Source organism: Streptomyces sp. NPDC055506 (assembly GCF_053643595.1).
Map to the genome: position 1 here is coordinate 47666 of NZ_JBSHKH010000015.1, position 24024 is coordinate 71689.

Below are 24024 nucleotides of genomic sequence, written 5' to 3' on the forward strand. Positions count from 1 at the left end.
GCGCCTGCACGGTCACATCCTCAGCTAGCTGCGGGCATGCGTGCCGCTGGGGGCGGCACGGTGGGCGCAGCGGCACCCCGCTACGCCGGGCTGCGGACCCGCCCGCGCTCAGCCTCAACGGCCGGTTCCTGCACACGCGAGAGCCTCCCCGGCCACCACACCCGCCGCCGCAACAGCACACTCGCCGTCGTCACCAGATACGTACGCACAAGGAACGTATCCAGCAGCACCCCCACAGCGATGACAAACCCGAGTTCCACCAGCCCGACCATCGGCAAGGTCGTCAGCACAGCGAACGTCGCCGCGAGCACAACCCCCGCAGAGGCGATCACCCCACCGGTCGTCCGCAACGCGGTCAACGCGGCCACCTCCGGCTCGGCCCCCCGCACGGACTCCTCCCGCATCCGGTGCATCAGGAAGATGCCGTAGTCCACACCCAGCGCGACCAGGAACACGAAGGACAGCAACCCCAGCCCCGGATCCGTACCCCCGAACCCGAACACCGGCTCGAACACCAGCCCGCCGATGCCCAACGCCGCACCCCACACCGCGATCACCGCCGCCAGCAGCAGCAACGGCGCGACGAGACTGCGCAGCAGCCCGACCAGGATGACGAACACGGCGGCCAGGACCAGCGGCACGATCACCTTCCGGTCCCGCGCCTCGCTGTCGGCCAGGTCGATCTGCTGTGCGCTGGGTCCGCCGGCGTACGCGCCCTCGGGGTCGATCCCGGACCGCAGCGCCTCGATGGTGCGGGTCTCGGCCGGGGTCTCCGGAGCCGCCGTGGTGAAGACGGCGAGCTCGGTCCACCCCGCCCCGCTCCGCCCGGGGACCACCTCGGCGACCCCGTCGGTCGCCCGGGCCCGTTCGCCCACCGCCTCGGCCCGTTCCCGGGGCGCGATGACCGTCACGGGCCGGCTGCTGCGCTCGGGATACTCGCGTGCCAGCGTCTGCATGGCGGTGATGGACTCGGGCCGTTCGGTGAAGGAGTCCTCCTGCTTGATGCTCCCGGACAGGTTCAGCGTGCCGAGGGCGAGCGCTCCGAGCAGGACACCCCCTGTGACGAGGACGGTGACGGGCCGCCGTGTCGCCGAGGTCCCCATCGCGGCGAACAGCGACCGCCGCGCCTTCGGCTCACTCCCGAACGCGGGGATCAGCGGCCAGAAGACGCGCCGCCCGAGCAGGACCAGCACCGCGGGCAGCAGGGTCGTCATGGCGACCAGCGCGGCGAGCACCCCGACCATGCCGACCGGCCCCATGCCGCTGCTGCTGTTGAGGTCGGCGGCGAGCAGGCACAGCAGCCCGGCCGCGACGGTCCCCGAGGAGGCGAGGACGGCCGGTCCGCAGCCGCGCAGGGCGGTGCGCATGGCGTCGTACGGCCGCTCGTGGCGCCGCAGTTCCTCGCGGTAGCGGGAGACGATCAGCAGCGCGTAGTCGGTGCCGGCGCCGAGGACCAGCACGGTCATCACACCGCCGCTCTGGCCGGTGACGGTGACGTCGAACAGTTCGTGCAGTCCGTACCCGGCGGCCATCGCTGTCGCCGCGGCGACGCCCGCGACGGCGAGCGGGACGAGCCACAGGAAGGGGCTGCGGTAGATGAGGATGAGCAGCACGGTGACGACACCGAGCGTGGCGAGCAGCAGCGTGGCGTCGAGCGTCCCGAACACCTTGTTCATGTCGGTGTTCAGCGCCCCCGGCCCGCCGACCTCGACACTCAGCCCGCCGCCGCCCTCGGCGATGTCGCGCACCCCGTCGACGAAGGCGTCCCTGGCCTCCTCGTCCTGGCCCGGCTGGGTGCTGGAGACCGGGTACATCAGGGTGGAGCCGTCCTCGGACGGGACGCCCCGCGCCTTGCCGCCCGTCAGGTCGTAGGCGCCGCTCACCTCGGCGATCTGCTCGGCGGCGGTGCGCCGGTCGGCGTCGGTCAGACCGGCGTCCCGGTGGTACACCAGCACCAGGTCGGTCGACTCCCCGCCGGGCAACCGGTCCTGGATCCGGGCCACCTGGGTGGAGTCGGCGCTGTCGGGCAGATAGTCGACCGCGCGGTTCTGCTGGATGCCGGCGAACTTCCCGGCGAGCGGCCCGAGCAGTACGAGCGCGGCCAGCCACAGCCCGACCACCACCCAGGGCACGGACCGCCGTCGCCCCGTACGTGTCCTTGTGTCCCCCATCAGCCGGGCTCCCTCCGCGTCGGGTGTCTGGAACGCTCTCCAGACTCCCGGCGCGCGGCGACGGGTTCGTCGGGCGCGAGGCCGAGTTGAGGGGTACTGCCCGGGGCGACACTGGCCGCAGACTACTCCCCGGGGAGTATCGCGGGGAGGTGTCCTACGACGTGTCCTACGACGGCGTACGCGCGGCGGCCGCCAGCAGCCGGGTCACATCGTCCGAGCAGATGGTCAGCGCCGCCCCCACCGTCGCGAGGACGTCCCGCTCGGCCGGGGTGTACGGCCCGTCCGCCAGGGCGATGCGGGCGCCCTGGAGCAGGATCGATTCGCGGCCGACGGTGGCGAGGTGCGGGGCGAGCGGGTCCAGTGCCTCGTGGAGCTCTATGGCCAGCCCGGCACCGCAGGGCTCGCCGGAGATCCGGCCGGTGTCCGCCTCCAGCGCCTCGACGAGGGCGGCCAACTGCTCCTCCGTGCAGTCGTCGAAGCCGGCCGCGCGCACGGCGAGCACGGCCGCCTCCAGCGCCGTACGGGAACCGGCGCCGCCCGCCGCCAGTACCGCGAGGGCGACGGTGTGCACGGCGTCGCGGAGCATCGCGGAGAAGCGGATGGTCGTCGGATGGTCGAGGACGTCCGTGCCGAAGTGGCGGCGGCAGGCGGCGCACTCGACGACCGGGCCGGTCTCGCCGCGCGGCAGCACGGGCAGGCCCAGCAGGGTGAAGCGGCGCTGCCCGGTCAGCCGCTGGTAGTTGCGGTCGCCGCCGCAGCCGGGGCAGAAGAACTCCCCGTCACCGGCCGCGGTCCATGCGATACGGGTGCCCAGGATGCTCGAAAACCTGGCGGCATGGCCGTTTCGTCCCCGTCCTGGCAGCACGTCGCACCTCCGTCACGCCGCACGGCAGCGTCGCCGCGCTTGCGTGATGTTAGCCACATCCATGAGGAGGAGTCAGCACCCCGGAGGAGACCTTTCCGTGACCCTCACAGGGATTGGCCGGTATGTGACGGGGCTCCACCCGCCGGACAACGGCGGGCAGAGCCCCACAATCCCCGTTACGACTGGTCAGCGCGTCGCGCGGTTGACGGCCGAGACGACCGCCTTCAGAGAGGCGCGCGTCGTGTTCGCGTCGATTCCGATCCCCCACAGAACCTTGTCGCCGATCGCGCATTCGATGTAGGAGGCGGCCTGCGCTGAGGCACCCTCGCTCATCGTGTGCTCCTGGTAGTCCAGCAGCCGCACGTCGATGCCGACGGACTGCAGCGCGTCGAAGAAGGCCGAGATCGGGCCGTTGCCCGAGCCGGTCAGCACGGTGTCCTGGCCGTCGACCGTGGCCTCCACCTTCAGCGTGTCCACGCCGTCGGTGTCGGTGGTCGACTGGTTGTTCTTGACCTGGATCCGGCCCCACGGGTTCTCCGGGTTGGGCAGGTACTCGTCCTCGAACGCCCCCCAGATGGCCTTCGGCGTGACCTCGCCGCCCTCGGCGTCCGTCTTCGCCTGGATGAGCTTGGAGAACTCGATCTGCATCCGGCGCGGCAGTTCCAGCTTGTGGTCGTTCTTCAGGACGTACGCGATACCGCCCTTGCCGGACTGCGAGTTGACCCGGATGACCGCCTCGTAGGAGCGGCCGACGTCCTTGGGGTCGATCGGCAGGTAGGGCACCGCCCACTCGATGTCGTCGACGGTGACGCCCTTGGCGGCGGCGTCGGCCTCCATGGCGTCGAAGCCCTTCTTGATGGCGTCCTGGTGGGAGCCGGAGAAGGACGTGTAGACCAGGTCTCCCACGTACGGGTGGCGCGGGTGGACCTGCATCTGGTTGCAGTACTCCCACGTACGACGGATCTCGTCGATGTCGGAGAAGTCGATCTGCGGGTCGACGCCCTGGGAGAACAGGTTCATGCCCAGGGTGACCAGGTCGACGTTGCCGGTGCGCTCGCCCTGTCCGAACAGGCAGCCCTCGACGCGGTCGGCGCCGGCCATCAGGGCCAGCTCGGCGGCGGCGACGGCCGTTCCGCGGTCGTTGTGCGGGTGGATCGACAGGCAGACGTGCTCGCGGCGGGTCAGGTTGCGGCCCATCCACTCGAAGCGGTCGGCGTGCGTGGAGGGCGTGGAGCGCTCGACGGTCGCCGGCAGGTTGAGGATGATCTCGCGGCCCGGGCCGGGCTGCCAGACGTCCATGACCGCCTCGCAGACCTCCAGCGCGAAGTCCAGCTCGGTGTCCGTGAAGATCTCCGGCGAGTACTGGTAGCCGAACTCCGTCTCCGGGCCCAGCAGCTTCTCCGCGTACTCCATGACCAGCCGCGTGCCGTCGATCGCGATCTGCTTGATGTCGTCCTTGGAGCCGCGGAAGACGACCCGGCGGAAGACGGGGGCGGTGGCGTTGTACAGGTGGACCGTGGCGCGCTTGGCGCCCTTCAGGGACTCCACGGTCCGCTCGATCAGGTCCTCGCGGGCCTGGGTCAGTACGGAGATGGTGACGTCGTCGGGGATCGCGCCCGGCTCCTCGATGATGGAGCGCACGAAGTCGAAGTCGGTCTGGCCGGAGGCCGGGAAGCCGACCTCGATCTCCTTGTAGCCCATCTTGACCAGCAGGTCGAACATGGCGCGCTTGCGGGCCGGCGACATGGGGTCGATCAGGGCCTGGTTGCCGTCGCGCAGGTCGGTGGAGAGCCAGCGGGGGGCGGTGGTGATCCGGTTGGCCGGCCAGGTGCGGTCCGGGATGTCGACCTGCTCGTAGCGGCCGTACTTGTGGATCGGCATGGTGCTGGGCTGCTGGCGGTTCGCCATGATGCGGGGGCTCCTCAGAGTGTCCGGATGGACGGCCGACGACGCAGCACCAAGCTCCGCGGGGAGGGGGTCGGCCTCGACTACAGGCCCTCGCCGCGGCAGCTAAGGAGAAGCAGCCCGAAACGCATGATGCGCAGCATGCTAGCCGAGGCCCTCCAGGTGTGCGGATCCGTATCAGTATGCGGGACCGTGCGCACATACAGGACAAAAAGTGCGCCATGCCACTTCGTCGTACTGCTGCCATACCACTCAATCACAGAGCGTGAAGTCGCTTGTCCGCGTATTTCACCAATCATGGTGGCGACCGGTGACAGGCCCGTCACGCAGTGCAAAGGTGCCAGGCATGACGACTCACGGGGGCTTCGAGCCCGTCTTCTGCACCATCGTTCCGCCCCATGTCCTCGACAAGCTCTCCCAGGCCGAGGACCCCGCGCTGGCCGGCCCGGCCCGCCGCACCCTCCAGCGCGACGCCTTCGAGCGCACCCAGCGCCGCCTCACCACGGTCATCGGCGCGAGTGCCGTCGCCTCGGTCGCCGACGGCAAGCCGCAGCGCACGGTCTACGACGCCCGGCACGGCACCGACCTGCCCGGGCACAAGGTCCGCGGCGAGGGCGACAAGCCCGGCAAGGACGCCACGGTCAACCGCGCCTACGCCGGCCTCGGCGCCACCTTCGAGCTGCTCCTCACGGCGTACCAGCGCGACTCGATCGACGGGAACGGCCTGCCGCTGGACGCGACCGTGCACTACGACCGCGACTACAACAACGCCTTCTGGAACGGCGAGCAGATGGTCTTCGGGGACGGCGACGGGGAGATCTTCCTCGACTTCACCATCCCGATCGACGTCATCGGCCACGAGCTCGTCCACGGCGTCACGCAGTACACCGCGAACCTCACCTACTTCGGCCAGCCCGGTGCGCTGAACGAGTCCGTGTCGGACGTCTTCGGCGCGCTGATCAAGCAGTACACGCTCGGCCAGACCGCCGCCGAGGCCGACTGGCTGATCGGCGCGGGCCTGCTCGCCCCGCGGGTGACGGGCGTGGCGCTGCGCTCCATGAAGGAGCCGGGCACGGCGTACGACGACGACGTCCTCGGCAAGGACCCGCAGCCCGCGACCATGGACGACTTCGTCCGCACCGGCCGCGACAACGGCGGTGTCCACATCAACTCGGGCATCCCCAACCACGCCTTCTACCTCGCGGCCACGGCCCTCGGCGGCCACGCCTGGGAGCGCGCGGGACAGGTCTGGTACGACGTACTGACCGGCGGCGAACTGAAGGAGCAGGCGATGTTCACCGACTTCGCCACGCTCACCGTCAAGGCCGCGCGGGAGCGCTTCGGCGACGGTGAGGAACTGGACGCCGTCTCGAAGGCCTGGGAGCAGGTCGGGGTGCGGACCCTGTAGTTCCGTACTAGACAGGTGCCATGCGGATTCAGGTGAGGCGCACAGGCGGGTTCGCGGGCATCGAGCGGCATGCCGAGGTGGACACCTCGGGCCGCCCCGATGCCGCCGAATGGCACGCCCTGGCCGAGCAGGCGGTGGCCGCCGGCCGGGGCACTCCGCCGGTCGGGGTGCCGGACGGTTTCAGCTACCAGCTCACGGTGGACGGCAAGACGGTCTACTGCTCCGACCCCCGGCTGACGGACGAGCAGCGCAAGCTGATCTCACGGGTCCTGAAGGAAGGGGCTTAACAGGTCCTGGGCGGCGGCCTGTTGACTTGAGTTACCACCGGTACGGATGATCCGCGCATGGTGACTGACGCAGGCAACCCGATCCCCCGTTTCCCGGCCGGTTTCCTCTGGGGCGTGTCGACCTCGGCGCATCAGATCGAGGGTGCCGCGGACGCGCGTGAGCCGTCCGTGTGGGACGCCTTCACGGCCGAGCCGGGACGGGTGAAGGACGGCTCGACGGCGGCGGTGGCCTGCGACCACTACCACCGCCACCGCGAGGACGTGGCGCTGCTGGCGGAGCTGGGCGTGAACGCGTACCGCTTCTCGGTCTCCTGGCCGCGGGTGCGCTCCGAGAAGGGCCTGGACTTCTACGACCGGCTGGTGGACGACCTGTGCGCGGCGGGCGTCCGCCCGGTGCCGACCCTGTTCCACTGGGACCTGCCGGCGGACCTGGACTGGCTGGAGAGGGACACGGCCGCCCGCTTCGCCGAGTACGTGTCCCTGGTCGCCGACCGGCTCGGAGACCGGGTGACGAAGTGGATCACCCTGAACGAGCCGGCCGAGCACACCCTGCTGGGCCACGCCCTGGGCGTGCACGCACCGGGCAGGAAGCTGCTGTTCGACGCGCTGCCGGTCGCCCATCACCAGCTGCTGGCCCACGGCCTGGCCGTCCGGGCCCTGCGCGCCTCGGGTGCCACGGACATCGGCGTCGCCAACTCGCACGGCCCGACCTGGGCGGCCTCGACCGAGGCGGCGGACGTGGAGGCGGCCGAGTTCTACGACCTGCTGCTGAACCGCCTCTTCGCGGACCCGCTGCTGCTGGGCCGGTATCCGGACGGCATCGGCGAGCTGATGCCCGGGGACGTCGAGGCCGATCTGAAGGTGATCGCCGAGCCGGTCGACTGGTACGGCGTCAACTACTACGCGCCGACCCGGGTGGGCGCCCCGCAGGGCACGGAGATCGAGTTCGGCGGCGTCTCCATGCCCGCCGAACTGCCCTTCTCCGTACGGGAGATCGCGGGCCACCCGGTCACGGACTTCGGCTGGCCGGTCGTGCCCGAGGGCCTCACCGAACTCCTCACGACGTTCCGCGAGCGCTACGGCGACCGGCTGCCGCCCGTCGTCATCACCGAGAACGGCTGCTCGTACCCGGGCGTCGACGACCAGGACCGCATCGCCTACCTGGACGGCCATGTCCGCGCCCTGCACCGGGCGCTGGAGGCGGGCGTCGACGTGCGCGGCTACTTCGTCTGGTCCCTGCTCGACAACTTCGAGTGGGCGGAGGGCTACGCACGCCGCTTCGGCCTGGTCCATGTCGACTTCGAGACCCAGGAGCGGACCCCGAAGTCGTCGTACCGCTGGTACCGGGAGCTGCTGAAGGCCCAGGGCGCTACGGCTTGATGCCCACGCCGGTCCAGAGGCTGACCTCGGCGTCCGTCGGGGTGTCGCCGTCGGTGGCCTCCGGGCGCCAGCGGTGGCCGACGGCGACGCCCGGGTCGAGCAGGTCCAGGCCGTCGAAGAAGCGGGCGACATCGGCCTGGGAGCGGAACCGCACCGGGGTACCGGCGGCGGTGTAGATGTCGGTGACCTTCTGCCAGGTGGCGGCGTCGAAGTCGGGCGTGCAGTGGCTCAGCGCCAGGGCGCTGCCCGAGGGCAGGACGTCCAGCAGGCGGCGCACGATGCCGTAGGGGTCCTGGGCGTCGGTGACGAAGTGCATCAGGGCGTTGAGGGACAGCGCGACCGGGCGGCTCAGATCGAGGATCTCGGCCAGGGCGGGCGCGTTCAGCAGCGTCTGGGGGTCGTTGACGTCCGCCTCTATGTAGGTCGTACGGCCCTCGGCGGAGCTGCGCATCAGGCGCTCGGCGTACTTGAGGACGAGGGGGTCGTTGTCGGCGTAGACCACCCGGGCGTCGGGGACCACGGACTGGGCCACCTGGTGCAGGTTGGGCTCGGTGGGGATGCCGGTGCCGATGTCCAGCCACTGGCGGATGCCGTGCTCGCGCGCGAGGACCCGGGTGGCCCGGTGCATGAAGGCCCGGTTCTCGCGGGCGCACACGAAGATGGCGGGGTAGGCCTCGGCGACCCGCTCGGCGGCCTGCTTGTCGACCTCGAAGTGGTCCTTGCCGCCGAGGTAGTAGTCGTACATGCGGGCGGAGTGCGGCCTGCTGGTGTCTATGTCCCGCGCGGCCTGCGAGTGGGTCATGCTGTGCCTCTCGTGGGGGGTGGTGGTGCGAGTCCGGCTCAGTGGGGCTTCAGTGAGCCGTCAGATGGTCGGCGAGGCCCTTCTTGACCCCCGCGACGAACGCGGTGATCTCCTCGGGCGTGTAGATCAGCGCGGGACCGGCCGGATCCGTGGACTGCCGGACCGCCACGCGGCCGTCGGCGAGTTGCTTGGCCTCCACGCACTGCCCCCCGTTCGGACCGCTCCAGGGCCGTTCCCAGCCCTGCTCCCCCAGGTCCGTCGCGGGCATCCCGTTGTAGACGGTGCCCTCGGCGATGGTCATGCGTACTCCTTCCGCATGCGGTTCAACAGCGCCTTGCTGTCCGCGGACGAGGTCTTCAGTGACAGCCGGTTGTGCGCCTCCAGATGGGCCACGACGTCGGCCCGCTGGTCGAGGTAGACGGAGGCGGAGAGGAGTTCGCTGTAGACGATGTCGGGCAGCTCCCGCTCCTCGAACCGGAAGTAGGTGAACGGCGCGCACGCCCCGACGTGGGCGCCCGCGGTGAACGGCACGATGTCGACGCTGACGTGCTCCAGCTCGGACGCCTCCAGGAGCCGGTCGATCTGCTCCCGCATCACCTCGGGGCCGCCCACCACGCGGTGCAGTACGGCTTCTTCCATCACGACCCAGAGCGTGGGCGCGTCGTGCCTGGTGAGCAGGGACTGGCGGCGCAGCCGCAGCTCCACGCGCCGCTGGAGGTCCTCCTCGTCGTCGTTCGGGAAGCCCCCGCCCAGCACGGCGCGCGCGTACCCGGGCGTCTGGAGCAGGCCGGTGACGTACTGCGGCTCATAGGTGCGCAGTGTTCTCGCGCCGGTCTCCAGGCTCACGTAGGCGGTGAACCAGGACGGCATCACATCGCGGTACGGGTGCCACCAGCCGGGCTCGTTGGCCCGCTCGGCCAGGGTGACGAACTCGTCGATCTCCTGGCGGCCGGCGCCATAGGTCTCCAGCAGCTTCTCGACGTAGAGGATCTTCAGGCCGACCTCGGCCTTTTCCAGGCGGCGGATGGTCAGCGGTGTCACGCGCAGGGTCTTGGCCGCGTCGTCGAGCGAGAGCCCCGCGCCCTGCCGGGCTTCCTGGAGCCGACGGCCGAGGATCATGCGGAGAACGGTGGGTGCGCCGGCGCCGGTGCCTGATCGCGCGTCGTTCACGCCGTACCTCCTGAGGGGTCGTCATCGGCGCAAGGCGGGCAGGGACTTGTTCGTTCTGTCGGACCACCGAGCGGTGCGATGCGTTCCGTTTGAAATTATCAGGGAGATGGTTGCAGCGTGAACTGCTCTGCGAGCATAGTTACTTGTGTGACCAGGGCGCCGGAACCCCCCACTCCGGACGGTCCGTTGTCCGCCTCGCCCCTTCCCACCCCCCACGGAAGGCGACCGCCGTGTCCCCCCACACGACTTACACCCCCCGGTTCCCGGACGCGGTGCGCCCGGGCCGCACCCACTGGCTCGAACTGCCGCCGCACCGGGCCAGCGTGAGAAGCGCCCGTCATGCCATGCGTGCGCGGCTGGACTCGTGGCAGGTGCCCGACGAGGTGTGCGCGAACGCCGTCCTGCTCGTGTCCGAGCTGGTGACCAACGCCGTGCTGCACACACTCAGCGAGCGGATCCTGTGCGGCGTCGGGTTGATGCCGAACGCCCGCTTCCGCCTCGAGGTGCACGACGGCGACGACACGGGCCGCGGCATACCCGACCGCCGCCCCGGCCTCGACGACGAGAACGGCCGCGGCCTGCTGCTCGTAAGGGAGATAGCGGACAGCTGGGGCGTCACCCGCTCGACCCTCACCGGCGGCAACGCGGTGTGGGCGAGCCTGGCGACGGCGTTATGACGCGGTGAGGGCCCTCAGAACCCCAGCTTGCGCAACTGCCGGGGATCCCGCTGCCAGTCCTTCGCGACCTTCACATGGAGGTCCAGGAACACGGGTGTTCCGAGCAGCGCCTCGATCTGCTTGCGGGACTTGATGCCGACCTCCTTCAGGCGCTTGCCCTTGGGGCCGATGATGATGCCCTTCTGGCTGGGGCGCTCGATGTAGACGAAGGCGTGGATGTCGAGGAGCGGCTTGTCGGCGGGGCGGTCCTCGCGGGGCAGCATCTCCTCGACGACCACGGCGATGGAGTGCGGCAGCTCGTCGCGGACGCCTTCCAGCGCGGCCTCCCGGATCAGCTCCGCGATCATGACCTGCTCGGGCTCGTCGGTCAGGTCGCCCTCGGGGTAGAGCGCCGGGCCCTCGGGCAGGAGGGGGACGATCAGGTCGGCCAGCAGGTCCACCTGCTTGTCGCCGACCGCCGACACCGGGACGATCTCCGCCCACTCGAAGCCGAGCTCCTTGCCGAGCTGGTCGATCGCGATGAGCTGCTCGGCGAGCGTCTTGCCGTCCACCAGGTCGGTCTTGGTGACGATCGCGATCTTCGGCGTCTTCTTGATGGACGCCAGTTCCTTCGCGATGAAGCGGTCGCCGGGACCGAGCTTCTCGTTCGCCGGCAGGCAGAAGCCGATCACGTCCACCTCGGCCCACGTCGTGCGCACGACGTCGTTCAGCCGCTCGCCCAGCAGTGTGCGCGGCTTGTGCAGCCCCGGGGTGTCGACCAGGATCAACTGCGCGTCCGGGCGGTGCACGATGCCCCGCACGGTGTGCCGCGTCGTCTGCGGCTGATTCGCCGTGATCGCCACCTTCTGGCCGACCAGAGCATTCGTGAGGGTGGACTTGCCCGCGTTGGGACGGCCCACGAAGCAGGCGAAGCCAGCCCTGTGGACAGCTTCGGCCGACTCTTCGGATGACTGGGTACGAACGCTCATGGCGCCCATTCTCCCTGATCCACAGAGCCCCGCCGCACAGGCGCCCGAACGCCGGCCGCCCTGTGAGCTCCCCGAAACCCTCACGCAACGAAACGTCACGGAAACACACCCGTACGCAACCGGAAACGGACGCCGGTGAACCTCTGGCTGGGGCCTTCTGGTGGATCTCCGCAGGAGAAGGAGCGGCGTTCGGTGCGTGCGATCGGCGTGCGGTGCGGAGGGTCATGTGGCGGAGCCACCTGGCCCTTCGCGCCGTGCGGCATGGGGGTCCCCCCGCTCGAGCGAAGCCGAGAGTGGGGGAGTGCGTGCCGGGCGTCGCGACGCTGCGGAGATCCGCCAGAAGGCCCCTAGCCCCCGGAGCCCCACACCGTTGGAGACACCGTGTCCTTGGCCGCCGCAAGCGCCGACACCGGCGACACCGCCTGGCTGCTCGCCGCCACCGCCCTCGTCCTGCTGATGACTCCCGGTCTGGCCCTCTTCTACGGCGGCATGGTCCGCACGAAGAGCGTGCTCAACATGCTGATGATGAGCTTCGTGTCGATCGCCCTGGTGACGGTGGTGTGGCTGGCGGCCGGGTTCTCCCTCACCTTCGGCGAGGACGCCGCGGGCGGCCTGATCGGCGGCCTGGAGCACATCGGCATGAGCGGCCTCGGCCCGGACAGCGTCCAGGGGACGGTGCCCACGATCCTCTTCGCCACCTTCCAGCTCACCTTCGCGATCATCACGGCCGCGCTGGTCAGCGGCGCGGTCGCCGACCGGGCGAAGTTCGGGGCGTGGCTGGTCTTCGTGCCGGTGTGGGCGCTGCTCGTATACGTTCCGGTCGCGCACTGGGTGTGGGGCCCGGGTGGCTGGATCCTGGAGAGGCTCGGCGCCCTCGACTTCGCCGGGGGCCTGCCCGTCGAGATCGTCTCCGGCGCCTCGGGGCTCGCGTTGTGCCTGCTCCTGGGCCCGCGGCTGGGCTTCAAGAAGGACTCCATGCGCCCGCACAACCTGCCCATGGTGATGCTGGGCGCCGGTCTGCTCTGGTTCGGCTGGTTCGGCTTCAACGCCGGCTCCGCCCTCGGCGCCAACGGCCTCGCGGCCGCCGCGTTCCTCAACACCCTCGCCGCGGGCTGCACCGGCCTGCTCGGCTGGCTCTTCGTCGAGCAGAAGCGCGACGGCCACCCCACGACCCTGGGCGCCGCGTCCGGCGCGGTCGCGGGCCTGGTCGCCATCACCCCGTCCTGCGGCTCGGTCTCCCTGCTCGGCGCCCTGGTCGTCGGCCTCACCGCCGGCGCGGTCTGCTCCTACGCCGTCGGCTGGAAGTTCAAGCTGAACTACGACGACTCCCTCGACGTCGTCGGCGTCCACCTGGTCGGCGGTGTCATCGGCACGCTCCTCATCGGCGTCTTCGCCGTCGACTCGATGACCGGCGGCGCCGAGGGCCTCCTCTACGGCGGCGGCCTCGCCCAGCTCGGCAAGCAGGTGGTGGCCGTGGTCGTGGTGGCGGCGTACGCGTTCGCCGTGACGTATGGCATCGGCAAGCTGATCGACGTCACCATGGGCTTCCGCGCGAGCGAGGAGGAGGAGCGGACCGGCCTGGACCTTACGGTGCACGCCGAGACGGCCTACGATCACGGGGTCCTGGGCCACGGCGCCCCGGTCTCCTCCTCCGTCGTCCCCCACGCCCAGAAGGTCACCCCCCAGGCATGAAGCTCATCACCGCGATCGTCAAGCCGTACCGTCTCGACGAGGTCAAGAACGCCCTGCAGGAACTCGGCGTGCACGGCCTGACCGTGAGCGAGGCCAGCGGCTACGGCCGGCAGCGCGGCCACACCGAGGTGTACCGCGGCGCCGAGTACCAGGTCGACCTCGTGCCGAAGGTCCGTATCGAGGTCGTCGTCGAGGACGCGGACGCCGAGGCCGTCATCGACGCGGTCGTGAAGGCCGCGCACACCGGCAAGATCGGCGACGGCAAGGTGTGGGCGCTGCCCGTCGACACCGTCGTGCGGGTGCGGACGGGCGAGCGCGGGCCGGACGCGCTGTAGGTCGCGCCCGGCCCGGCCGGGATCAGTCGAACACGAACGGGCCCGGCGACTGCGGCCCCGTCGCCGTGCAGGTGATGGTGATGCCGAAGACGGTCATCTTCAGCGAGCCGCCGAAGGCCTCCAGGCTGTCGCCGGAGGCCACGGTGCCGCTGAGGGGGCCGACCTCGACGGGGGCACCAGCGGCCATCGCCGGGTTCTCCGTACCGGCGAAGACGACGGTGCCGCCGCCGGACTTCACCAGGGTGAGCGAGGACGCGATCGAGTCCGCGCCCAGGGCTATCGGCGCGGTGATCGCCGAGGACTTGACGGTGACGGTGGCGGCGGTGCCGTTCTGCGTGGCCGTGAGCGTGGCCTCGCCACTGCCGAAGGTGCCGCAGTCCGCGCTGATCGTCGCCGTCTGGGGGGTGACGGCGAGGGCCGCGGGGGCGAAGGCGAGCCCGCTGACCGCGAGGGCCCCGGCAGCCAGTGCCGCACCTGCTCCGATTCGCTTGCATCTCATGGGATTCCGGCTCCGTTTCCGTGGGGGGGGGACCGCTCGGCACGTGGATGCGGACACACTGCCGAGAGTCGAACCTGACGGTCCGTCGGAACTGACGGTTCCATTGATGCGTGTGGGGCAGGCGGCGGCAAGGTTGAAATCTGGCCTAATTACCGCCGGTTACACCGAAGTTCGGCCAACACGTCAACCAGCGGTCACGGTGGTCCTGACCGTCCCGTCCGGCCCGGCCACCAACACCGGCGTCCCCGCGCCGCCGAGGTCCCGTACCGCCGCCCGGTCCTCCGCGGACGCGGTCTCCGCCTCGGTCACGACCGCCGCCGCCTCCAGGGACGTCGCCCCCGAGGCCACCGCCATCGCCACCGCCGTCCGCAGGGCACTGAGCTTCAGGGAGTCGAGGGCCACGGTCCCCGCGACATACGTACGTCCGGTCTCGTCCCGTACGGCCGCCCCCTCGGGCACGCCGTTGCGGGCCCGCGCGGAACGGGCCAGGGTGACGATCTTGCGGTCCTCGGGGTCGAGCGCGCTGCTGTCGGTCATGATCCGAGCATACGTAGCGACCGCCCCGGCCCGGTCTCAGGGACGGTCGAGGCGCAGGCGGTCCGCCCGCGGCAGGCCCGCGACCACGAGGTCGTAGGAGTCCTCGATGAGCTCCCGGACCAGCTGGTCCGGGAGTTCGCCGTCGGCCGTGACCGTGTTCCAGTGCCGCTTGTTCATGTGCCAGCCGGGGACCACGAGGCCCTCGTGCTCGCCGCGCAGCCGGACCGCGTCGTCCGGGTCGCACTTGAGGTTGACCTTCAGGGGCCGCTCGTCGAGGTGCGACAGGGCGAACAGCTTGCCCTGGACCTTGAAGACCGAGATCTCCGGGCTGAAGGGGAAGTCCTCCACCGCCGCGTTGAAGGACAGGCAGAACGCGCGCAGCTCCTGCGGGGTCATTCCGGCTTCTCCTCCTGAGGGGCGTCCGCCGGGTCCACCGGCTCCGCGAGCACCGTCACGATCTTGTTGCGGCGGCCGGCCGCGGCCTCCGCCGTCAGCCGCAGTTCCCTGCCGTCGGGCAGGCCGACCACGGACGACGCACCCGCGATGGGGACCCGGCCCAGCGCCTTGGCCAGCAGCCCGCCGACCGTCTCCACGTCCTCGTCGTCGAACTCCTCCAGGCCGTACAGGTCGCCCAGGTCGCCGATGTCGAGCCGGGCGGTGACCCGGAAGCGGTCCTTGCCGAGGTCCTCCACCGGGGGCAGCTCGCGGTCGTACTCGTCGGTGATCTCGCCGACGATCTCCTCGAGGATGTCCTCGATGGTGACGATGCCGGCCGTGCCGCCGTACTCGTCGACGGCGACGGCGACGTGGTTGCGCTCCTTCTGCATCTCGCGCAGCAGGTCGCCCGCGTTCTTGGTGTCGGGCACGAAGAACGCCGGCCGCATCGCCGTGGACACCTGCTCGGACTCGGCGTCGCGGCTGATGTGCGTCTTGCGGACCAGGTCCTTCAGATACACGATCCCGACGATGTCGTCCTCGCTCTCGCCGGTCACCGGGATGCGCGAGAAGCCGGAGCGCAGGGCGAGCGTGAGGGCCTGGCGGATGGTCTTGAAGCGCTCGATGACCACCAGGTCCGTGCGCGGGACCATGACCTCGCGGACGAGGGTGTCGCCCAGCTCGAAGACCGAGTGCACCATGCGGCGCTCCTCGTCCTCGATGAGGGACTCCTTCTCGGCGAGGTCGACCAGCGCGCGCAACTCCGCCTCGGAGGCGAAGGGACCGCGGCGGAAGCCCTTGCCGGGGGTGAGCGCGTTGCCGATGAGGATCAGCAGCGAGGGGATCGGGCCCATGATCCTGGCCAGGGGCACCAGGACGTACGCCGAGACCGTCGCCGTGTTCAGCGGGTGCTGGCGGCCGATGGTGCGCGGGGACACGCCGACGGCGACGTACGACACGAGGACCATGACCGCGATGGCGACCAGGAGGGCCTCGGTGGTGTTGTCGAACTCCATCAGACAGCCGTAGGTGATCAGCGCGGCGGCGGCCATCTCGCAGGCGACGCGCACCAGCAGCGCCACGTTCAGATAGCGGGTCGGGTCGGCGGCGACCTGGGAGAGCTTGGCGCTGCCGCGGCGGCCGACGCGTACGGCCTCCTCGGCGCGGAAGCTGGAGACACGGGCGAGGCCCGCCTCCGCGCAGGCGGCGAGCCAGGCCACGACGACCAGGGCGACCGCGCCCAGGGCGAGTTGCGGATTCATCGGCCGGCGCTACGAGACCGTCGGCGCCGGGGACGGGCCGGTCAGGCCCCGCTCCGAGCGCCAGCCGTCCACGATGGCCGCCTGGAGGCCGAACATCTCGGCCTTCTCGTCCGGCTCCTCGTGGTCGTAGCCCAGCAGGTGCAGCACTCCGTGGACGGTGAGCAACTGGAGCTCCTCGTCCATGGAGTGCTGCGTGTCGGCCTCGGCTCCCTGCTTGGTGGCGACCTCGGGGCAGAGCACGATGTCGCCGAGCAGCCCCTGCGGCGGCTCGTCCTCGTCCTTGGACGGCGGGCGCAGCTCGTCCATCGGGAAGGACATGACATCCGTCGGGCCGGGGAGGTCCATCCACTGGATGTGGAGCTGCTCCATGGCGTCGGCGTCCACGACGATCACCGAGAGCTCGGAGAGCGGGTGGATGCGCATCCGTGCGAGCGCGTAGCGGGCGATGTCGAGGATCGCCTGCTCGTCGACCTCGGTGCCGGACTCGTTGTTGACGTCGATCGACATGGTGTTGTGCTTGTCTACTTCCCCTTGTGCACGGACTTGCCGCGGCTCTTGTGCCCGCCGTTCTGGGTGCCGTGCTTGGTGTCGTACTGCTCGTACGCGTCGACGATACGGCCCACCAGCTTGTGCCGGACCACGTCCTGCGACGACAGCCGGGAGAAGTGCACGTCGTCCAGGCCTTCCAGGATGTCCTGCACCTGCCGCAGACCGCTCTTGGTGCCGTCCGGGAGGTCGACCTGCGTCACGTCACCCGTGATCACGATCTTCGAGTCGAAGCCGAGGCGGGTGAGGAACATCTTCATCTGCTCGGGGGAGGTGTTCTGGGCCTCGTCGAGGATGATGAAGGCGTCGTTGAGCGTCCGGCCGCGCATGTACGCCAGCGGCGCGACCTCGATGGTCCCCGCCGCCATGAGCCGCGGGATGGAGTCCGGGTCGAGCATGTCGTGCAGCGCGTCGTAGAGCGGGCGCAGATACGGGTCGATCTTCTCGTAGAGCGTGCCCGGGAGGAAGCCGAGGCGCTCTCCGGCCTCGACCGCCGGGCGGGTCAGGATGATGCGGTTGACCTGCTTGGACTGCAGGGCCTGCACCGCCTTGGCCATCGCCAGGTACGTCTTGCCGGTGCCGGCGGGGCCGATGCCGAAGACGATGGTGTGCTTGTCGATCGCGTCCACGTAGCGCTTCTGGTTGAGCGTCTTGGGGCGGATCGTGCGGCCACGCGAGGACAGGATGTTCTGCGTGAGCACCTCGGCCGGGGTCTCCTGGCCGTCGCTCTCCCCGTTCTCGCTCGCCTTGAGCATGGCGATCGAGCGTTCCACTGCGTCCTCCGTCATCGGCTGCCCGGTGCGGAGCACGAGCATCATCTCGTCGAACACGCGCGAAATGAGGGCGACGTCCGCTGGGTCGCCGACCGCGCTGATCTCGTTGCCCCGGACGTGGATGTCGGCCGCCGGGAAGGCCTTCTCGATCACGCGCAGGAGGCTGTCGCCGGACCCCAGCACGGTCACCATGGGGTGCTGGGCGGGGACGGTGAACTGCGCTCTCGCCTGCTCCTGCGCGGGGGTGTGAGCTGTGGGTGTCTGAGTCATGGGCCGGCGCTTAAGGCCTGCGGTTCCTCCTCGTCACGGCCGCGTAGCTGAGGGCGGCCTCGCGATTCCAAGGGTACGACGGAGCACTGACAAGGCCGTAGGGCTTTTAGGGGTGGGGTTGGAAACGGGGGCGACAGCTCCCCTTAACCGGCGGAGCCCCCTGGTACAGCCGGATCACGCCGAGCGCCGGAACCCGATCGTCGGCACAGCCCGCCGCAGCGGCCAGGGTCTGACCAGCTTCTCCGGCACCAGCCCCGCCAGGAACCCGTACCGCCCCAATGCCGTCGGCGACTGTTTCTGGACCGACTGCACCTTCCGCCACCACGCCGCGATCTCCGACCAGCCCGGCGCCGACAGCGACCCGCCGAACTCCTGCACCGACAGCGCCGCGGTCAGCCCGGCGAAGGCCAGCCGGTCCGCGAGCGGCCAGTCCGCGAGCGTGCCGGTGACGAACCCGGCGACGAACACGTCCCCGGCCCCGGTCGGGTCGAGCGCCTCGACCTCGATGGCCGGCACCTCGGCGGTCTCCCCCGTACGCCGGTCCACCGCGTACGCCCCGTCCGCCCCGAGCGTGACCACCGCGAGCGGCACGTACTCGGTGAGCGCGTGCGCGGCGGCCCGCGGGCAGTCGGCGCCCGTGTAGCGCATGGCCTCCTCCGCGTTCGGCAGGAACGCCTCGCAGTGCCGCAGGTCGGGCAGTGCCGCCAGGTCCCACGCGCCGGTGTCGTCCCAGCCGACGTCGCCGAAGACCCGGGTGCCCTTGCTCGCGGCCTGGGCGATCCAGGGCGCGCTCACGCCCGGTGCGAGGGAGGCGACGGCGGCTCGGGCGCGGGGCGGGCACTCGGGGGCCGGTTCCTCCGGGGGCGGCTCATGGCCGTGCGAGACCATCGTGCGCTCCCCCTCGTACGCCATGGAGACGGTCACCGGGGAGTGCCAGCCGGGCACCGTGCGCGACGGGGACAGGTCGATGCCCTCGCCGTGCTCCAGGGCGTCCCAGCAGTAGTCGCCGTAGTGGTCGTCGCCGAAGGCCGCCGCGAGGGACGTCCTGAGGCCGAGGCGGGCCAGCGCGGTCGCCATGTTGGCGACACCGCCGGGGCTCGACCCCATCCCGCGCGCCCAGGACTCCGTCCCGCGCACCGGGGCGGAGTCGAGCCCGGTGAAGATGATGTCGAGGAAGACGGTGCCGGTGAGATAGACGTCCCAGGGCGGGTCGTCCGGCACGCGCAGCGGGGCGAGGGGATCGACCTGGGTCTGGCGGTGCGATCCCTTTCTCGGGCCCTTTCCGGCCGGGGCGGTGGACGCGATCACGGTGCGCTCCCTGACGTGGTGCGGATCAGGCCAGTCTGCACCACACCACCGACAACGTGACGCCGATCACGCAGTCAGGTCCTACCAGCGAGGCATCGAGGGCGTCACCCACTCGGGGTCGGCGATCCGCATGGCCGCCGCGTCGTCGCGGTCCCGCAGCGCGCCGTCGTCGTCCAGCCACCGCCGGTGCAGTACGGCGAGGCGCTCGCGGTCGAGCTCCACGCCGAGCCCGGGCGCGTCCGACACCGCGACCTTGCCGCCCTCGAAGGTCAGCCGCTCGGTGAGGACGTCCTCCGACTGCCAGGGGTAGTGGGAGTCGCAGGCGTGGTGGAGGTTCGGGACGGTGGCCGCCACGTGGGTCATCGCGGCGAGCGAGATGCCCAGGTGGGTGTTGGAGTGCATCGACACGCCGACCCCGAAGGTGCGGCAGATCGCGGCGAGCTGCTGGGTGTTGCGCAGGCCGCCCCAGTAGTGGTGATCGGAGAGCACGACCTGAACAGCGCCCTTGGTGAACGCCTCCTTGATCTCGGCGAACGTCGTCACGCACATGTTGGTGGCGAGCGGCACGCCGGTCCGCTCGGCGACCTCGGCCATGGCGGGCGTGCCGAGCGCGGGGTCCTCCAGGTACTCCAGGACCTCACCGAGCTCCCGGGCCACCTCGACCGACGTCTCGACGGACCAGGCGCCGTTGGGGTCCAGCCGCAGCGGATGCCCCGGGAAGGCCTCGGCCAGTGCCCGTACGGCCGCGATCTCCTCGTCGGGCGGGAAGACGCCGCCCTTGAGCTTGAAGGAGGTGAAGCCGTAGCGCTCCTTGAACCGGCGGGCCTGTTCCACCACGCCCGCCGGGTCGACGGCGGCGCCCCAGTCGTCCTTCTCGGCCGGGACGCCCTCCGGGTGGTCGGCCCACTTGTAGAACAGGTAGGCGCTGTACTCGACGGCGTCGCGCACCTTGCCGCCGAGCAGCGCGTGCACGGGCAGTCCGAGGGCCTTGCCGAGGGCGTCGAGGCAGGCCACCTCGAAGCCGGAGACGACGGACAGCCGCAGCTTGTCGGCGGTCTGGACACCCCGCAGCCCGCCGACGTCGACGGCGTTCGCCACCCGGGAGCGGTCCACGGCGACCTGGTCCGCAAGCGTGAACAGCCCGTTCAGATCGCTGACCTGGTGTCCCGTCAGCCGCTCGGCGAAGGGCCGGGCCAGCTCCAGGTACTTGGCGTCGCCGTAGGTCTCCCCCACGCCCGTGATCCCGTCGGCCGTGACCACCTCGACGATCAGCCGGGGCGTGTACGGCTGGTGCACGCCCTGCGTGTTCAGCAGCGGCGGGTCGGCGACCAGGATCGGCGTCAGCCGTACGTCCGTGATGGCGAGGTTCACAGGGTGGCTCCTACGAGGTCGAGGCCGGCGCCCAGCAGGGCGGAGAGCTCGGCGAGGTCGCGGTCGGAGGGGTCGGTGAGCGGGGCGCGTACCGGCCCGACCCGGTGGCCGCGCAGCCGGGCCGCCGCCTTCACCAGCGACACGGCGTACCCGGGGACGCGGTCGCGCAGTTCGACGAGCGGGACGTAGAAGTCGCGCAGCAGCTTGTCGACCGTGCCGTGGTCGCCGTCGCGCAGGGCGGCGAAGAAAGCGTCGGCGATCTCGGGGGCGAAGGCGTGCACGGCGGAGGAGTAGGCGGGGACGCCGACGGTGGCGTAGGCGCGGGCCTGGATCTCGGCGGTGGCGGCGCCGTTGAAGAACAGGAAGCCCTCGGGGGCGGAGAGGGTGAGGCGCTGCAGCCGGTCGAGGTCGCTGTGGCCGTCCTTGAGGCCGATGACGTTCGGCAGGGCCGCGACGCGCTTGAGCGACTCGGCGGTGAAGGCGACCTGGCCGCGCTGGTAGGCGATCAGCGGCAGCCGGGTGCGGGCGGCGATCTGCTCGAGCTGGGCGACCAGGCCGTCCTGCGGGGCGGCGACGAGGTAGTGCGGCAGCACGAGGAGCGCGTCGGCGCCCGCATCCTCGGCGATGCGCGCGAACCGCACGGCCTGCGCCCAGCCGTATCCGATGCCGGCCACCACGGGGACGCGGCCCGCCGCCTCCTCGACGGTGATGGTGACGACCTGCCGGTACTCGTCCTCGTCGAGCGAGAAGAACTCGCCGGTGCCGCAGGCGGGGAAGACGGCGCCGGGCGAGGCGGCGAGCCGCTCCGCGACGTAGGCGCGGAAGCCGTCCGGGTCGAGGGTGCCGTCGTCGCGGAAGCTCGTCAGCGGGAACGACAGCACGCCACCGGCCATGCCGTCCCGCAGCCGCCGCGCGACCGCTTCCGGTCCAGCGCCAGCGCTCACGGTCATCTCCTTATATAGACGTCATCTATATATGAGAATGGCGGTTGGATACGCGAACGTCAACCGCCCGGGCCGCCCGATTACGATCGGCTCATGTCAGACACAGGGGGCGTCCGCGAAGTTAAGTCCGCGGCGCGCACGGTCGAGCTGCTGGAACTCCTCGCGGCACGCGGCGACCGCCCGGCCCGGCTGCAGGAGCTGGCCGACGAACTCGGCGTGCCGCGCAGCTCGATGTACGCGCTGCTCCAGACCCTGATCTCGCGCGGCTGGGTCCGCACCGATGTCACCGGCTCCCTGTACGGCATCGGCATCCACGCCCTGCTCACCGGTACGAGCTACCTCGACACCGACCCCCGGGTCCGGGCCGTACGGCCGTATCTCGACGAGGCGTCCGAGGCGCTCGGCGAGACCATCCACATGGGGCGTCTGGACGGCCGGGACGTGGCCTATCTGGCGACACGGGAGTCGCACGAGTACCTGCGCACGATCAGCCGGGTGGGGCGCCGGCTGCCCGCCCACGCCGGAGCGCTGGGCAAGGCGCTGCTGGCGGAACGCCCGGACGAGGAGCTGCCCGAGGGGCCGTACGAGGCGCTGACCCCGAACTCGCACACGAGCCGGGAGTCCCTGGTGGCCGACCTCGCACGGGTCCGGGCCCGCGGCCACTCCGTGGACCGGGAGGAGGGCGTGAGCGGGATCGTCGGCTTCGGATTCGCGCTGCGCTACGACTCCCCCGCGCTGGACGCGATCAGCTGCTCGGTGCCGGTCGCCCGGCTCACTCCGGAGCACGAGGAGCGGATCGTCGCCGTGATGCGGGAGATCCGGGCGAAGGCCGAGGCGACCGTTCCGGCGGGGGCCGGAGCGGTGCACTGGCGTTAGCGAAAACACCCGCGCCACCTGGCGAAAGGCACTCGTCTACCCGGGCTTCACCGCACCAAACGCAACGTGCTCTAGATCACACCTTCTCGGTTCACGCGTTCGACTACTTGCTTGATACAAATTGCCCGCGCGTTCCTGTCCGTCGACGGTCGTCGCCCCTCCCCCCTCTTCCCGCTCCTTTCGCATGCCCTGGGAACGCCCGTGTTCGCCCCCCGCACCACACCCTGGCCCCTCGTTGCCCTTTTCACGGCCGGGTACCTCGCTCCGTATCTGCTGCCGACCACCGTCGGCAGGCTCGACTCGGACCTTCCGCTCTCCGCCACGCAGGCCGGCGCCGTCGGCAGTGCGCTGCTGCTGAGTTCGGCCGCCGCCGGATTCGTCCTGGCCTCACGGGTCGAACGGATCGGAGCCCGCACCCTCGCCCGGATCGGGCTCGCCCTGGCCGTGTTCGGCTACGGCGGTGCCGCGCTCACCACCGCCGTACCGGCCGTCGTCGCCGGGGCCGTCCTCGGCGGGTTCGGCTCCGGCACGGCCACCACCGTCGCCGCCACCCTCATCGCCGGGCAGCGGGATCCGCACCGGTCCTCCACCGCCGGACTGCTCACCGTCTCCGCCCTCGCGGGTGCCGTGTATCTGACGGTCCCGCGCCTCGGCCCGGGGCACGGCCTGCCGCTGGCCGCGATCGCCCTGACGGCCCTGGTCGTGTGGCCGCTGACCGGCCGCCTCCCCGCCGGTGTGCCCGCCGCGCCCACCCGGCACCACAAGGCCCGGTTGCCGCACGCCCGTTCGGGACTGGTGCTGGCCGCCGCCATGCTGTGCTGGTCGCTCGCCCAGAACTCCCTGTGGGGCGTGAGCGGACGGATCGGTCTTGACCAGGCCCACCTCAGCGAGGCCACCGTCGGTGCCGTGTTCGCCCTGGGACTGGGCGCCGGACTGACCGGGGTCCTGGCGGCGGGCGCGCTCGGCGCCCGGCTGGGACGTGCCGTGCCCATCGGGGCGGGCACGGTCCTCATCGCCGGCTGTATCGCGCTCAGCGCCTCCTCGACCGACCTGACGAGCTTCGCGACCGGCGAGATCGCCTGGAACACGCTCTACCCGGTGGTGCTGTCGTATCTGATCGGGCTCGCCGCCTCGCTCGACCCGCGCGGCCGCTGGGCGGTGCTGGTCGGCTCGGCGTCCTCGCTGGGCACGGCCGCCGGGCCGCTCACCGGCAGTGTGCTGTCGGCGCAGGCCGGGTTCCCGGCCATGGGCGCGGTCCTCGGCGCCGGTCTGCTGGTGATCGCCCTGCCGATGACGGCCGTCGCCCTGCACACCGGCGGGCGCCCGCTGCTGCCCGGTGCGATCCGCCGCCGCGGCGGCCACCCGGCCGCCCTGGTCGCCGCCGCCACGGGCACGCCCTCCGGCGCGATCCCCGAGATCGGCGCCCCGGAACAGCCGGTCGTGGAGATCGCCGTGGAGGCCGCGGCCGTTCCGGCCCAGCGGGCCTACGACCAGGCAGGACCCCGGCACGCGGGTGCCTCGCCGGGGTCCGGAGCCGCCTAGG

The 24024-nt window shown here is 71.1% G+C and carries 24 protein-coding genes; 8 read left to right on the forward strand and 16 right to left on the reverse strand.

Going from position 1 to position 24024, the window contains the following annotated elements; genetic code table 11:
• Positions 1-80 precede the first annotated feature (80 nt).
• From ACWIF2_RS08805 to leuA, 3 genes are all read right to left on the reverse strand, one after another.
• Positions 81-2171, reverse strand: a complete 2091-nt coding sequence (locus ACWIF2_RS08805; RefSeq protein ID WP_454359420.1) for an MMPL family transporter — start codon at positions 2169-2171, stop codon at positions 81-83.
• A gap of 166 nt (positions 2172-2337) precedes the next feature.
• Positions 2338-3036, reverse strand: coding sequence for a tellurite resistance TerB family protein (locus ACWIF2_RS08810; RefSeq protein ID WP_382493448.1), 699 nt, complete (start codon positions 3034-3036; stop codon positions 2338-2340).
• Between the two features lie 186 nt (positions 3037-3222).
• A complete protein-coding gene (leuA, locus tag ACWIF2_RS08815) occupies positions 3223-4944 on the reverse strand; it encodes a 2-isopropylmalate synthase (protein ID WP_454359421.1) in 1722 nt (573 codons plus the stop codon).
• A gap of 343 nt (positions 4945-5287) precedes the next feature.
• Between leuA and ACWIF2_RS08820 the strand changes: the two genes are divergently transcribed.
• From ACWIF2_RS08820 to ACWIF2_RS08830, 3 genes are read left to right on the forward strand one after another with little or no spacing between them, the layout of a single operon-like run.
• On the forward strand, positions 5288-6349 hold the full coding sequence (locus ACWIF2_RS08820) for a M4 family metallopeptidase (protein ID WP_454359422.1): 1062 nt from the start codon (positions 5288-5290) through the stop codon (positions 6347-6349).
• A 20-nt stretch (positions 6350-6369) separates the two neighbouring features.
• Complete coding sequence (locus tag ACWIF2_RS08825; RefSeq protein WP_454359423.1) at positions 6370-6636, forward strand: protealysin inhibitor emfourin; 267 nt, start codon at positions 6370-6372, stop codon at positions 6634-6636.
• A 57-nt stretch (positions 6637-6693) separates the two neighbouring features.
• The gene (locus tag ACWIF2_RS08830; protein ID WP_454359424.1) at positions 6694-8016 is read left to right on the forward strand and encodes a GH1 family beta-glucosidase; all 1323 of its coding nucleotides are present in this window, start codon (positions 6694-6696) and stop codon (positions 8014-8016) included.
• Here the strand turns inward: ACWIF2_RS08830 and ACWIF2_RS08835 are convergent.
• From ACWIF2_RS08835 to ACWIF2_RS08845, 3 genes are read right to left on the reverse strand one after another with little or no spacing between them, the layout of a single operon-like run.
• The gene (locus ACWIF2_RS08835) at positions 8006-8818 is read right to left on the reverse strand and encodes an SAM-dependent methyltransferase (RefSeq protein ID WP_454359425.1); all 813 of its coding nucleotides are present in this window, start codon (positions 8816-8818) and stop codon (positions 8006-8008) included. The two genes, ACWIF2_RS08830 and ACWIF2_RS08835, sit on opposite strands and share 11 nt — an antisense overlap.
• A gap of 49 nt (positions 8819-8867) precedes the next feature.
• Positions 8868-9119, reverse strand: coding sequence for a DUF397 domain-containing protein (locus tag ACWIF2_RS08840; protein WP_454359426.1), 252 nt, complete (start codon positions 9117-9119; stop codon positions 8868-8870).
• Positions 9116-9988: a helix-turn-helix domain-containing protein gene (locus ACWIF2_RS08845; protein WP_454359427.1), complete on the reverse strand. Its 873-nt coding sequence runs from the start codon at positions 9986-9988 to the stop codon at positions 9116-9118. Before ACWIF2_RS08845 ends, ACWIF2_RS08840 begins: the two co-directional genes overlap by 4 nt.
• A gap of 230 nt (positions 9989-10218) precedes the next feature.
• Here ACWIF2_RS08845 and ACWIF2_RS08850 point away from each other — a divergent pair, with 230 nt between their 5' ends.
• On the forward strand, positions 10219-10665 hold the full coding sequence (locus tag ACWIF2_RS08850; protein WP_454359428.1) for an ATP-binding protein: 447 nt from the start codon (positions 10219-10221) through the stop codon (positions 10663-10665).
• Between the two features lie 14 nt (positions 10666-10679).
• Here the strand turns inward: ACWIF2_RS08850 and era are convergent, their stop codons facing one another.
• A complete protein-coding gene (gene era / locus ACWIF2_RS08855) occupies positions 10680-11642 on the reverse strand; it encodes a GTPase Era (protein WP_454359429.1) in 963 nt (320 codons plus the stop codon).
• A gap of 372 nt (positions 11643-12014) precedes the next feature.
• Here era and ACWIF2_RS08860 point away from each other — a divergent pair, with 372 nt between their 5' ends.
• Positions 12015-13325, forward strand: a complete 1311-nt coding sequence (locus ACWIF2_RS08860; protein ID WP_454359430.1) for an ammonium transporter — start codon at positions 12015-12017, stop codon at positions 13323-13325.
• Positions 13322-13660, forward strand: coding sequence for a P-II family nitrogen regulator (locus ACWIF2_RS08865; RefSeq protein ID WP_053669183.1), 339 nt, complete (start codon positions 13322-13324; stop codon positions 13658-13660). Before ACWIF2_RS08860 ends, ACWIF2_RS08865 begins: the two co-directional genes overlap by 4 nt.
• Before the next feature lie 22 nt (positions 13661-13682).
• Here the strand turns inward: ACWIF2_RS08865 and ACWIF2_RS08870 are convergent, their stop codons facing one another.
• From ACWIF2_RS08870 to ACWIF2_RS08910, 9 genes are all read right to left on the reverse strand, one after another.
• Complete coding sequence (locus tag ACWIF2_RS08870) at positions 13683-14159, reverse strand: hypothetical protein (protein ID WP_382493491.1); 477 nt, start codon at positions 14157-14159, stop codon at positions 13683-13685.
• A 183-nt stretch (positions 14160-14342) separates the two neighbouring features.
• Entirely contained in the window at positions 14343-14696 is a 354-nt protein-coding gene (locus ACWIF2_RS08875; RefSeq protein ID WP_454359431.1) for a cytidine deaminase, read from the reverse strand.
• A 36-nt stretch (positions 14697-14732) separates the two neighbouring features.
• Positions 14733-15092: an MmcQ/YjbR family DNA-binding protein gene (locus tag ACWIF2_RS08880; protein WP_454359432.1), complete on the reverse strand. Its 360-nt coding sequence runs from the start codon at positions 15090-15092 to the stop codon at positions 14733-14735.
• Positions 15089-16393, reverse strand: coding sequence for a hemolysin family protein (locus tag ACWIF2_RS08885; RefSeq protein WP_454359433.1), 1305 nt, complete (start codon positions 16391-16393; stop codon positions 15089-15091). Before ACWIF2_RS08885 ends, ACWIF2_RS08880 begins: the two co-directional genes overlap by 4 nt.
• A 9-nt stretch (positions 16394-16402) precedes the next feature.
• The gene (gene ybeY, locus ACWIF2_RS08890; protein WP_184592507.1) at positions 16403-16900 is read right to left on the reverse strand and encodes an rRNA maturation RNase YbeY; all 498 of its coding nucleotides are present in this window, start codon (positions 16898-16900) and stop codon (positions 16403-16405) included.
• 14 nt (positions 16901-16914) lie between these two features.
• Complete coding sequence (locus tag ACWIF2_RS08895) at positions 16915-17982, reverse strand: PhoH family protein (RefSeq protein WP_454359434.1); 1068 nt, start codon at positions 17980-17982, stop codon at positions 16915-16917.
• 174 nt (positions 17983-18156) lie between these two features.
• Entirely contained in the window at positions 18157-19290 is a 1134-nt protein-coding gene (locus ACWIF2_RS08900) for a carbohydrate kinase family protein (protein ID WP_454359435.1), read from the reverse strand.
• Between the two features lie 81 nt (positions 19291-19371).
• Positions 19372-20661 (reverse strand): glucarate dehydratase family protein, encoded by a 1290-nt coding sequence (locus ACWIF2_RS08905; RefSeq protein ID WP_454359436.1) that lies wholly within the window; start codon positions 20659-20661, stop codon positions 19372-19374.
• Positions 20658-21611: a 5-dehydro-4-deoxyglucarate dehydratase gene (locus ACWIF2_RS08910; protein ID WP_454359437.1), complete on the reverse strand. Its 954-nt coding sequence runs from the start codon at positions 21609-21611 to the stop codon at positions 20658-20660. The genes ACWIF2_RS08905 and ACWIF2_RS08910 overlap by 4 nt, the downstream gene beginning before the upstream one ends.
• A gap of 87 nt (positions 21612-21698) precedes the next feature.
• Between ACWIF2_RS08910 and ACWIF2_RS08915 the strand changes: the two genes are divergently transcribed.
• Together ACWIF2_RS08915 and ACWIF2_RS08920 are read left to right on the forward strand one after the other, a co-directional pair.
• On the forward strand, positions 21699-22481 hold the full coding sequence (locus tag ACWIF2_RS08915) for an IclR family transcriptional regulator (RefSeq protein ID WP_454359438.1): 783 nt from the start codon (positions 21699-21701) through the stop codon (positions 22479-22481).
• Between the two features lie 201 nt (positions 22482-22682).
• Positions 22683-24023 (forward strand): MFS transporter, encoded by a 1341-nt coding sequence (locus tag ACWIF2_RS08920; protein WP_454359439.1) that lies wholly within the window; start codon positions 22683-22685, stop codon positions 24021-24023.
• Position 24024: the final 1 nt, after the last annotated feature.